The 11,562-nt window shown below is 46.5% G+C and carries 10 protein-coding genes; 6 read left to right on the top strand and 4 right to left on the bottom strand.

Annotated features, from left to right (window positions below; genetic code table 11):
• Positions 1-50 precede the first annotated feature (50 nt).
• Genes AB3G73_RS08545 through AB3G73_RS08560 form a run of 4 tightly spaced genes read right to left on the bottom strand, consistent with a single transcriptional unit; the run spans position 51 to position 5,108 of the window.
• Positions 51-2,597, bottom strand: a complete 2,547-nt coding sequence (locus AB3G73_RS08545; RefSeq protein WP_119213190.1) for a DUF935 family protein — start codon at positions 2,595-2,597, stop codon at positions 51-53.
• A gap of 32 nt (positions 2,598-2,629) precedes the next feature.
• The gene (locus AB3G73_RS08550; protein ID WP_117932065.1) at positions 2,630-3,052 is read right to left on the bottom strand and encodes a hypothetical protein; all 423 of its coding nucleotides are present in this window, start codon (positions 3,050-3,052) and stop codon (positions 2,630-2,632) included.
• A gap of 2 nt (positions 3,053-3,054) precedes the next feature.
• Positions 3,055-4,593 (bottom strand): hypothetical protein, encoded by a 1,539-nt coding sequence (locus tag AB3G73_RS08555; protein ID WP_119213189.1) that lies wholly within the window; start codon positions 4,591-4,593, stop codon positions 3,055-3,057.
• Entirely contained in the window at positions 4,593-5,108 is a 516-nt protein-coding gene (locus AB3G73_RS08560; protein WP_117932063.1) for a DUF1804 family protein, read from the bottom strand. The genes AB3G73_RS08555 and AB3G73_RS08560 overlap by 1 nt, the downstream gene beginning before the upstream one ends.
• A 202-nt stretch (positions 5,109-5,310) precedes the next feature.
• Here AB3G73_RS08560 and AB3G73_RS08565 point away from each other — a divergent pair, with 202 nt between their 5' ends.
• The 6 genes from AB3G73_RS08565 to AB3G73_RS08590 all read left to right on the top strand — a co-directional run bounded on the left by AB3G73_RS08565 (position 5,311) and on the right by AB3G73_RS08590 (position 11,562).
• Positions 5,311-6,372, top strand: a complete 1,062-nt coding sequence (locus AB3G73_RS08565) for an ATP-dependent Clp protease proteolytic subunit (RefSeq protein WP_119213188.1) — start codon at positions 5,311-5,313, stop codon at positions 6,370-6,372.
• 26 nt (positions 6,373-6,398) lie between these two features.
• Positions 6,399-7,334 (top strand): hypothetical protein, encoded by a 936-nt coding sequence (locus AB3G73_RS08570; protein ID WP_117932061.1) that lies wholly within the window; start codon positions 6,399-6,401, stop codon positions 7,332-7,334.
• Between the two features lie 11 nt (positions 7,335-7,345).
• Positions 7,346-8,569, top strand: coding sequence for a DUF2586 family protein (locus tag AB3G73_RS08575; RefSeq protein WP_117932059.1), 1,224 nt, complete (start codon positions 7,346-7,348; stop codon positions 8,567-8,569).
• 4 nt (positions 8,570-8,573) lie between these two features.
• Positions 8,574-9,014 (top strand): hypothetical protein, encoded by a 441-nt coding sequence (locus AB3G73_RS08580; RefSeq protein WP_055271007.1) that lies wholly within the window; start codon positions 8,574-8,576, stop codon positions 9,012-9,014.
• A gap of 28 nt (positions 9,015-9,042) precedes the next feature.
• A complete protein-coding gene (locus AB3G73_RS08585) occupies positions 9,043-9,423 on the top strand; it encodes a hypothetical protein (protein WP_008766324.1) in 381 nt (126 codons plus the stop codon).
• Between the two features lie 213 nt (positions 9,424-9,636).
• The gene (locus AB3G73_RS08590) at positions 9,637-11,562 is read left to right on the top strand and encodes a phage tail tape measure protein (protein WP_119213187.1); all 1,926 of its coding nucleotides are present in this window, start codon (positions 9,637-9,639) and stop codon (positions 11,560-11,562) included.

The raw sequence follows: 11,562 nt of genomic DNA on the forward strand, positions 1-11,562 counted from the left end.
GTTCGCGGCTGTAACAGGTCAAGAGCTCCCTTCAGGAGTGGTAGTTTCGGCTACTGCTCCTGAAGTTCTTTAAGAAGGTCGGTTGCTTTTCCGTCCACCACGTCTTGCCATGACACTTTCACGGCTTTTCTCTTATAAATGAACACCATCCGCTGCCCGGCATACTTTTCGCCATACAGTTTGTATATGCCGTTCAGTTTGTTTTTCAGCATTTCCGGTTCGACAGTGTCAAAAGCGCTCAAATTGAATACAGTATATTCGCACTGCTGTTTTTTCGAACTGTCAAGCCCGTGTTTTATACCGCCCAGCCCCTGAATATTTTTCAGGTCTGCCAGCTTTTCGTCAATCAAATATTCCGGGTTCTTTACCCCGTCCTCGTTGATGTGCGGGCGGATTTTTACTTTCATCTTCAGTTCCTTTGAAATTACCCGTGCGCTTTCCACATTCTTTGCCAAGTCTTTCGGATCAGCAAAGTCGCTGATCATCACTTTCGATTCCGGATCACGATGGTAAGGGGCGTATATTTTATTCCGCTCCGTCTCTTTCCTGATTTTTATCAGGTCATTGTCCGGCATTGAAAAATAAGGATGTGCAACCGTGAATATCTCACCGGATTGACCTACGTTATTCGCAAAAGCATCCGGTATCGTCACAATAGGCGTAGCAGGCGTTTCCGGTTCGTCCGTTTGTTCGACATAACACCTGCACCGATATCCGTTGGGCGGGTAGTTCTGCAGCCAAAACGGATCGTTAATAGGTTTTACGACACCATCCAGTATCCTATGTGATTCTCTTACCCGTTCATCCCCGGCAGTCACATACTTCAGGTTAGGCATTATATCCGCATTCTCCTTGAACTCCTGCCATTCACTGGCGCGTCTGCCGCTTGTTTCTGCCGTTTCAAATTCCGTGCGAAGGTAATTCTCATTATAGTCTTTATGAATTGCCATAACCTTTTCCCGGAAGTCCTCATAAGAAAGTTTTTTCCCCTTATCATCATAAAGGGCATCATTCATCTCCTTAATTTCCTGATACGTCTTCGCTCCGGAGAATTTGAACAAGTTGTCACGTATCCGTTGAGGTTCTTCCGCCTGTTCCGGATCATTATAGTCGTCTTCTCCCCATCCTTCAGCCGCCTTCTTATTCAGTTCCTCGTATGTCTTTCTGAATAATTCCCCGTCAATATTCCCTGTCTTAACTTTACGTTCGTAAACCTGTTTCATCACTCTTCCGATGATACTGCTGAAATCATACTCCCCGGCTTCCATGACAGGCGACGTTACCGTTTCATCGTCCGGTTCGGTCTTTTTTTTTTGAGGGTCTGTTTGGGGCTGATTCGGCAATGTTCCTCCCTGCTGCTCACCACCGGGATTTTTCTTTTGACCAATGATCGGCAAACCTGTTTTTTTAGCAACTTCTTCATGGTCAAACTCAAAGGTATAAGCCAGCTTGTTGATTGCTTCGATGTATTCCGTGATAGACAAACTTTCCGTGTCGTCCCACTTCAGTTTCAGCCTTTCAAGCGGTTTGTATACCGGGCTGATCTTTACCAGTTTGGGAATGATAATGTAATTGAAATAAAACTGGAACAACATTTTATCATATTCGTGCCGCGATTTTTCAACACGTTCATGTACTTCTGCCGTACCTTCCCACGCACCGTTTTCAGTTGTTCCCGTCTGACCCAGCAAACGTTTACTGATCTGGTTGTCACATCGTTCCTCTAACGGTAAAAAAGCATTGGTTGTGTTTCCCCCGGCTTCTTTCCCATACTCGACCGTTTCGTTTCCTTGCAGCACAGCAAAGAAATTATTCCTGAAGTCCGTCATCATTTCGAATAATTCGTCCATCCGCTTTTTATCCATTCTGTCTGAAGTAACAAAGACGGGCGGAACACCATATTTTTCGATATAATTCATCCATGCCCCCAATCCTAATTTCTTGGCAAGAATGATGACCGCCAGTTCGTTGAGCATCCCCAGCGACCACGGATTCCCGAATTGTACATAGTACGGTTCAAGCGCACCGTCTTTGTACGACCATCCAGTCTGGTCTGATTCCTCCCTGATGATGATTTGTTGTTGTGGAATGTAATTTGACATGGGAATTTCTTCGACATGGCTAATTTCCAAATTATCATCAAGGTGGGAAAGATCGGCAAGTGATACCCCCTGTAACTGATGCAGAAAACAGATTCTGATAAGCTGGTGAAACCATGGACGATCCAGTAATTTTTTTGCTTCCTCATCTTCATTGTCATTATCATCCACAAGGTTATATTTTGCCTGTTGCACAGGTAAGACGCGATTGTCAATGGTCGTCTGCAAATGTTCATCGTTATATAACGACTGAAAAAAGCGGTATAATAAACCACGCCTGGGATCATCCGGATCGGTAGCTGCGGTCACTGACATGATCCAGTCGTCAATGGTCTTTTCCCGATAAACAACAGCCTGCCTTTTATACATTGTTCCTGACGTTGGCAACCCACTGCTGTCCATTCGATAATAATACTCATTGAGTACATTCTTCAGGTTCATCCGACGAATAGCCTTCTGTTGAAACCAGTTGAATATTTCTCTTAATTTTTTGTACATAACATACCTTTTAAAAGCGATTTAAAAACTATTTAAAGAAACCATCCACCATTGCGCGTGTGCCCGTATAATATGGGATATTGCGCGTTCCCGTCTTCATCCGTTACCGGGGGAATATCCTGTGGCAAGGTCATGATCCCGTCGCGCAGTTTGACAAGTATGCCGTCCGCCCAATCGTTCAAGCCCGACAAGGAATCCGGAACTTTACGGGTTGCATTCCGGCTGACAGCACGACAGGCTGTGATACATGCGACCACACGTACCAACAACCCTGTCCGGATCGGAGGATCACCAAATATTTTCCCCACGTCGTAACGACCACCGATATAGGCGCACACTTCACTTATGACAAGGTCTTCAATCCCTGCCAGTATCTCTTCTTCTTTCTCTATACTTTCGATCAGCAACCGATTCTGTATGATGGTTGTCAGATCATCCATGTTGATGTACTTCATAGTTACCAAGTGTATTTACGTTTATATCTTCCCGCTTTCCACGGTCGTGACGCGGGTTCATCCTCTGATTGTGGGGGATCAGTGTATATTTCAAGTTTCTTCACCGCCTGTTCATCGGCATCCGGACTGTCGTCATGTTCTGTCATACCCGGTTCAACCGCATACAATTGCTTTAAGCCGACAGCAATGTCAGGGTTTGACTTTAGCAGTTCATTGACATACATACGACCGTTCTGATAATACGGGTGCATGGAAAGCATACGAAGCAACTTGGTCATCGTTTTGGGAGTTTGTATTGGAACCAAATTAAGCTCCACCCCCGTTTCCGCTTCAGCTTCCTCAATGTTCCGTTTAACTTCATCATTCCAGAATTGACTCTCATATTGCCAAAAACAGATAATGCCCCGCGCCTTAAATTCCGCCTGCTTCATGCACATCCACTGTACACATAGTTTCATTTTTGACTGTTTAACAAAACCATCAATCAGCCAAAATTCATTCCTGTGCCGTCCCCAAATCTTACATGCGTTAAAGTCACTTGTATCTGTCCCGGCATACGCAATGTCCCAATGTGCTACAATCGCATTCATCGTGTGCAAGTCTGGGAGTTTTCCCCACTTCACCATTTCGGGCTTGAATATTCTACCTTTGACAAGCGGGACATGGTTATACTCCGCGTGTGCCGCGAGAATACCCATGTCTTTTTCCTGTTGACGATAGAACTGGGCGGAATACATCGATTTCCACGCTGGTTCATACGTTACCGGATCATAAGCCTTCACCAAGTTCCAATCCCAATCAGGATGCCGTTGTTTTAACAATGTCTGAACCATCCGGGATGCAAAACGGTTGTTAGCACCTATCAGACGTCTGCGCTTTCCCGTCATGGTTGCCAGTATGTCCGCTTCGATCCAGTCCGCATAATCATCCTGCATCCGGTTATTTTTGATAGTCTGCGGTGTCTCCAAGTCGTCGATCACCCACAAATCCGGACGGTGCGCACCTTTACGAAGTCCGCGAACCTTTTGCTTCGCACCGAACGCCTTGCAAATAAAGCCGTTCATCGTTACAAAGTTTCCCTTTTCCCAATATCCCGGATTATACTGCTCGCCAAAGTCGTGTTTCAAAAGTTCGTTTGCCTCGAATTCCGCACGCAAATCTTCCAGCAGGTCACAAGCGCGGTCAAACGTATCGGAAACGATACACATATAATGCGTCTCACCGTTAATCCATAACCATAGGGGAATAATCACATCGTTCCACACCGACTTTGCAAGTCCGCGTCCCCATTCGGCATATCCCTTGTAAATCGGATCGTTCATCACCTTATTGGCATGAGCGATCTGAAAGTCCGCACAATCCGCTGTCGCATAATGCGGAAGATAAGTTTCAACAAGGTATTTGACGTCATTTTTGGCACGCTGTATGCGGTTCATCCGAACTGTCAGAGATTCGTCCGGATCAATCAGGTTGCCTGTGCACCGTGCACGTTTTAACTTCTCCTGATACTCTTTGAGGGCTTTGCTATCTTCGACTTTCATTATCCCAACATTTTTGCGGCTTCGTAAAGGTGGTTCTCCTGAAAGTCCAGTGTTTTAAAATAAAGGTCTGCATTGTACACCTTCATCGCATCGAATATACGGCTCATGACATCAATGTAAATAGCCAGCGTAATCCGGTTCTTTTTGTCCACCTCCTTGAGCTGGTTTCCCCATTGCGCCACACTGTTATCAAGCGTAGCCGCCTGTTTTCGTAGTTCGAGCACCTTGTCACTATCACCTTCGGTAATGGCTTCGTCAATCATGCGCAGCAGCTCCAGTTTTTGGTCTGCAAGAATGTTGATAATCTGTTTCAGGTTGTCACCCTGTTTTTGTGACGAAATAACAGATGCCTGACGCTCTTTTTTCCAAAGTGCGTCATTCTCATTAATCCAGCTTGAAACAGACCTTTCCGACACGTTTATTCGTGTGGAAATCTCCTTGCACGTCATTCCTTCACGTACATAAAGGTCGTGCGCTTCCTTCTTCAATTTACGGTAGTATTCTTTGCTTGGCATATCGCTTCCTTTCGTTTACGCAGCAAAGGTCATATTTCAACACCACCTGTGGAAAACAGCTTTTCATGTTGGAACGTATTCTTTCCAAGTTGGAAAAAATACGTCCTTGTTAACACTGTTTTTTTTCCAAGATGAAAACGCTTTTTCCGTACCCGCCTTTCCTTTTCCAATTTTGCAGCATGAAATTTTAAATATCGCGAAAATGAATCTGACTGCAACAGCGGAAAACGGACGTGCCCGGATTGAACTCAAAGGCACAATATCAAAATGGAGGGAGACGGAAGCGGAATTCACTTCCAAAGTTGAGCAACTGATAAGATCAGGAATCAAGGATGTGCATATCTATATCAACTCTCCCGGTGGCGAATGCTTCGAAGCCAACGAGATCGTGAACGTGATCAAGAAGTTTCCCGGCAAAATTACGGGTGAAGGCGGTGCGCTGGTAGCCAGTGCGGCAACCTACATCGCTATCAACTGCACATCGTTCTCCATGCCTGCCAACGGGCTTTTCATGATCCATCAGGTCAGCGGAGGGGCATGCGGGAGAGTCGCTGATATTGAATCGGCTTTGGAGGTCATGCGTAAACTGAATGAGCACTATCTGAATGCCTTCCTGTCAAAGTGTACGGACAAGAAGAAAATCCGGGACGCCTGGGAGAAGGGCGACTACTGGATGAGCGCGCAGGAAGCGAAGGAAAACGGCTTTGTGACGGAAGTTACAGGCAAGGCAAAAGTCGATAAGGCTACGGCACAAATGATTACCAACTGCGGTTACACAGGTGAAATTGAGATTACTGACTCTATTAATAACGAAAAATCAAAAAATGACATGGATTTAACAATGTTGACTACCCGCTTCGGAATGGACGCAAGTACCACGGAAGCACAATTCATCGCACAGGTAGACGTGTGGAAGCGTAAGGCAGACCGCGTCGACATGCTCGAAAGACAGGAGGAGGCACGCAAGGAACAGGAAATCGAAAACATCCTGAACAGTGCGATCAAGGAAAAAAGAATCACAGCCGACGTTCGTGACGACTGGAAGGCGAACCTGACCAGCAATTTCGATACCGCAAAGAAGCTGCTCGACGCTATCAAGCCTGTGGAAATGCCGGAAGTTCATGCTCCCAGTCTGACGGATACCACAAACAAAAAGTTCGAAGACCTTCAAAACGATCCGGAGGCTTTGAAAAATATCATGGAGAAGAATCCGGCTGAATACGAACGTCTTTTGAATGACTACATAAAGCGTAACGGAAAATAAAATACTAACCATTTAAAAAAAAGAATATGGCACAATCAGTAGACGGTCTTTATTTGAACAAGTACGTCGATCCCCAACTGTTGATCGAACGTCGCAATTACAGGGCGGACTTCATGCAGGTCTTAGGCTCTGTTCCTGCCGGAGCTTTGGCTGCGGACGGTGTACGCAGAAACAAACTGATTAACAATGTCGGTTTTCGCGTAAATAACACGGAAGATTTTGAACCGAAGCAAATGACCGGAAAGAATTATATCGTACCGTGGGAAATCTACGATACGGAACCCAGTTCCTGTACGGATGACGAAATCCGTTATCTCGCTTTTGACAAGCGCGCTGCTATCCGTGTGAAGCACAATGAAGCCTTTCAGGTCGGTATCCGCAACCATGTGCTGCACAAACTGGCTCCGGAGGATGATTCAAACGAAGAAATGCCTGTTATCCGGACAACGGGTGAGAAAGATATTAATGGTCGTTTGAGACTGTCTTATAAGGATCTGGTCGATTTTGCAACGCTCGCAAAGACGTGGAACCTTCCCGTTACCGATGCCCTGTACATGGTGCTTTCCCCCCTGCACATGGGTGACTTGTTGCTGGATAAGGATGCGTCCAAGTACTTCTATGACCGTACTTTCTACCTTGATCCGGCAACCGGAAAACCGAAAGGCTTCATGGGTATCAAGTTCTTTGAGAATAACGACTGCCCGTTCTATAATGCGGAAACAGCCAAGAAGGTGGCGGAAGGCACAAAACCGTCTGCCGAAACGGACTTTCAGGCAAGCACGTTCTTCTATGCTCCGAATACGTATTACCACATCGAATCCGTGAAATCCCTGTATCGTCCGGAAACGACCGATACACGCAGCAAGAGTCCTACATCCGAATATCGTACCCAAACCTACGGTATTGTAGACCGTATTGAAGATTTCGGTGTTGGTGCAATTTTATCAGGTAAATCCGTATAACGAATTATTTTATGGGAAATTTTACAGGAGTAATCATCAACAAAGTTAATGGCGGGCTGGTACGGGATACCGATACCAGTGACCGCATCATCTTGCTCGTGGTCGGTGGATCGGAGATCGGAAAACTTGAATATTACAAGCCGGAAAACCTCAACGACATTACCGATTTGGAAGCACTTGGTTGGGATGATACCATTGATCTTGAAAACAAGGAACTGGTGCATTACCATACCAGCGAAGTCTTCCGCCTGTCTCCGGAACGTTCGCTGTATCTTATGCTGGTTCCGAAGTCTGAAAAAGTGTCAAGCCTGCTGACGAAAGAAGATTTCGTCAATGCGGTACGTACCATCAACGGAGTAAACACCATTGGTATCTGCTCACTGACTGCGGACGAAACAATCACTGTAGCCATACAAGAGGCACAGAAGATGGTCAATAAATTCAGGGAAGACCACCTGTATATCGATGCGGTAATATTGGAAGGTGTCGGAAAGTATATCAATGCCATTGCCGATGCTGTCGACCTCCGGAAGTTGGATGCTGAAAACGTCTCTGTCGTGATTGCACAAGACCCGGCACGGGCGGCAAAGGATGAAGCATACCGGACACACGCTGCCGTGGGAAGCGCACTCGGAATGCTGTCTGTCCGCTATGTACATGAAAATATGGGCAGTGTTGATATTGAAAACCACCCACGGACGGCAAAGGGGACAAAGGACTATCCATTGACTGACAAACTGAACGGGCTTTGGCTGGATGCAGCCTTGAGCAATGGCAAACCCTTCTCACAGTTGAGCGTATCCGACCAGAAAAAACTGACTGAACAAGGGTATATCTTCGTCGGCAGCTTTCAAGGGTATGCCGGATTCTTTTTCAGCAATTCATGTACGTGTACGGAAGCGGACAGCGACTATGCATATATTGAATATAACGCTGTTTGGAACAAGGCGGCACGTATTATCCGCAATACCTTGTTACCGCGTGTGAGAAGTAAGGTGAAAGCTGACCCGTCAACCGGATATATCAGTAATACCACGATCAGCAGTTGGGACGCGCTTGTCAAATCCGCACTGGAAACTATGGTAACTTCGGAGGATATTGCAGACTTCGACATTTATATCAATCCCAAACAGATGGCTGTCAGCGACAAGCCTTTCAATATCAAGGTAAAACTGGTTGCAGACGGTATTGTACATGAGTTTGAGATTGACTTGGGTTTCACAAATAAAATCTGAAAATATGGCATTGTTAGGAACATTAATCAACAAGTTCGGAAAAATAGCCGGATGGAACAGCGTCAAGGTTGTCATGCTCGGTCGTCAGGTAGAGGGTATCACAGCCCTTTCCTACAAAGACAGCAAAGAGAAAGACAACATCTACGGTGCCGGTGAATTTCCTGTCGGTCGCGGTGAGGGGAATTACAAGGCTGAAGCATCGATCACCCTTCTGAAAGAAGAAGTGAACGCCTTGCAACTGGCACTAGGTTCGGGAAAGCGTCTCACGGATATCGAGCCGTTCGACATTCCGGTCATGTATGAGTATAAAGGGCTTGTCATGAAGGACGTAATCCGGAACGTCGAATTCACGGACAATGGCGTGGACGTTAAACAGGGTGATAAAAGCATTGCCACACAATTCACCCTTCTTCCCAGCCATATCGACTGGAATGTGGCAATGTAGTTTAATAACCGTTTAAAAGACTTTTAAAATGAAAGAAGAAGAAATGAAAATCAAGGCTGGAAAGCCTTACGAGGAACTGACAACGGAGGAAAAGGCTTTGATTGTCGATTTCACAGAGGAAGAGCATACGGAACTGAAACTGAAATACGGAAAACGCCTGAAGCATGTCACCGTACAGGTGGACGAGGATGAACGTTACGACTACCTGATCGTCCGCCCGAAAAAAAACATCCTGCTGGCTATGGCAAAGAAAAAGGATGATCTTGAAGAAGCAAATGACATCCTGATCCGGAACTGCGTGGCGGCTGGCAATATGGAGGCGTTGGAAGATTCTACCGTCTATACTTCAGTCCTGACCGCCATCGGACAACTGATCGCCGGACAGGCGGCTTTTATCAGCAAAGCATAGAGGAATATTCATCAGCGTTCGGTCTTGTCGAGGGAATAGATGCCATCCTGAAAAAAGTATATGGCTTTGACATCCCGGACAAACTGGACGAAGATGAATGGCTCCGGCTCTATGCCGAATACCGCATGTTGCGGAAAACGGAGTTGGAAGAATTTGAAATAGTAATGCACAATGCATTCGCTAAAGTTGTAAACCGATTATTCTCAAAAGACAATGCAAGTGACTCAATGGATATTGGAACTGGTTGACAGGATCACGTCTCCGCTACATGCGGCAACCGATGCAGCCGAAGAAGCTACACGGGTGATCGACGACACGGAGGAAGTGGTTGAACGTCTTGGGGAGACATCGGGAAAAACAGCCGGAAAACTGGAAGGGCTGGGAAAGGGAATGTTCTTTCTCAACCAGCTGAAGGAAGGTGTTGACAATATCCGTGATTCCTTTAACGACGCCATCGAACCGGGCATCCGGTTTGAAACTGCCGTTGCCGAAATGTCCGGTATCACCAACATGGAGGGGAAGGAACTGGACGTTCTCGCCACCAAAGCCCGTAACACGGCAAAAGCGTTCGGTGTCGATGCGTCAAATGCTATGGTCGTTTATAAGGACTTGCTTTCAAAGATTACTCCGGAACTGAAAAAAGCACCGGACGCGCTCGAAATCATGTCGAATAATGTAATGACACTTAGTAAAACAATGCAAAATGATGTCCCCGGAGCGTCTGCAGCCATGTCCACCGCCATGAACCAGTATAAGGTTTCCCTTGATGATCCGATGAAAGCCGCACAAACTATGACGGACTATATGAACATCATGGCGGCAGGAACTGTCGAAGGGTCTGCCGAAATCAGGGAGGTCGCGGAAGCATTGAAACAAACGGGTAGTGTTGCAAAAACATTCGGGGTTGAATTTGCCGAAACAAACTCCCTGATCCAGTTGCTTGACAAATCGGGGAAAAAGGGTTCAGAAGGCGGTATCGCTTTGCGTAACACGATAGTCAAATTGCAGGCTCCGACTACGGACGCGATCAAGCAACTGAAAGCTGCCGGGGTCAATATAAAAACGATGCAAAACCAGTCCCTTTCACTGACTGACCGACTGCGTGCCCTGACTCCGGTCATGCACAACGCTACAATCATGTCCGCGTTGTTCGGAAGTGAAAACCTTGCTTCAGCGATGGCTTTGATTGAGGGTGTAGACCAAATTGACACATGGACGGAAGCGATACAGGGTTCTACTTCTGCGGTCGACATGGCAAATAAACAAATGGATACTTATGCCGAAAAGCAGAAACGTATGCAAGCGTTTATCGACGACCTGAAGATCAGTTTCTTTGAATTTGTAGAACCGATTGCCCCTGCCATTGAAGTTGTGGGAATCTTTGTAGGCGCGCTTGTCACGCTCGGAACTGTCGCATGGTCTATTTCGCAGATCATGTCACTTGGAATAACAAAGATTGCCGGGGTTTGGATTGCGTCGATGGCTAAAATGGCATTGTCTACAATCGTGGGTAGCCGGCTGATTTCCGTCGCTATCATGGGTATCCCTGTCATCGGCTGGATCGTTGCAATCATAACGGCTGTCATCGCTTTCGTGGCTTTCCTTTATAACAAGTTTGAAGGAGTCCGTGTGTTCCTGTTCGGGCTGTGGGAAGTCCTTAAAACTGGCTTTCTTTCCTTTTTCAAAACGATTCATACCATCCAAATGGGAATCATTGAAATCCTGAATCCGGTTAACTGGTTCAGGGATGACTGGAGCATCAACGACGTATTTGAACGGGTAAAGAAAGAAGTGTTTGACAACGCTGTGGCAGTCGGTCGGGCATGGGAAGAAGGCAAGGAAAAAGGACGTGAAAGCTGGCGGAACAAAGACAAAGTCCCCGGACTTGACAAGTTCCAACTGGACACCGCACCAGCGGCAGTCAACAAACCGACCGCTGTAACCGCAACCGGAGGAACTTCCGGGAAAGATGTGGGACTTGGCGGAAAAGGCGGAAGCAGCGTAAGGAATATCACCATGAACGTGACATTCAACAATCATTTCAGGGTTGCGGCAGGTGCGGACATGCGCGATGTTGCGGATAAGGTCAAACGGGAAATTTTAGCGGTGATAACCGATACAGTACCAGCAATAGGATAA

This window comes from Bacteroides sp. L008 (genome assembly GCF_040812255.1).
In the GTDB taxonomy this organism is placed as follows: Bacteria; Bacteroidota; Bacteroidia; order Bacteroidales; family Bacteroidaceae; genus Bacteroides; species Bacteroides vicugnae.

Coding starts and splice junctions, on each gene's coding strand:
- AB3G73_RS08575 (WP_117932059.1), top strand. CDS start 7,346: ATGGGAAATTTTACAGGAGTAATCATCAACAAAGTTAATGGCGGGCTG.
- AB3G73_RS08550 (WP_117932065.1), bottom strand. CDS start 3,052: ATGAAGTACATCAACATGGATGATCTGACAACCATCATACAGAATCGG.
- AB3G73_RS08570 (WP_117932061.1), top strand. CDS start 6,399: ATGGCACAATCAGTAGACGGTCTTTATTTGAACAAGTACGTCGATCCC.
- AB3G73_RS08560 (WP_117932063.1), bottom strand. CDS start 5,108: ATGCCAAGCAAAGAATACTACCGTAAATTGAAGAAGGAAGCGCACGAC.
- AB3G73_RS08565 (WP_119213188.1), top strand. CDS start 5,311: ATGAATCTGACTGCAACAGCGGAAAACGGACGTGCCCGGATTGAACTC.
- AB3G73_RS08580 (WP_055271007.1), top strand. CDS start 8,574: ATGGCATTGTTAGGAACATTAATCAACAAGTTCGGAAAAATAGCCGGA.
- AB3G73_RS08555 (WP_119213189.1), bottom strand. CDS start 4,593: ATGAAAGTCGAAGATAGCAAAGCCCTCAAAGAGTATCAGGAGAAGTTA.
- AB3G73_RS08545 (WP_119213190.1), bottom strand. CDS start 2,597: ATGTACAAAAAATTAAGAGAAATATTCAACTGGTTTCAACAGAAGGCT.
- AB3G73_RS08585 (WP_008766324.1), top strand. CDS start 9,043: ATGAAAGAAGAAGAAATGAAAATCAAGGCTGGAAAGCCTTACGAGGAA.
- AB3G73_RS08590 (WP_119213187.1), top strand. CDS start 9,637: ATGCAAGTGACTCAATGGATATTGGAACTGGTTGACAGGATCACGTCT.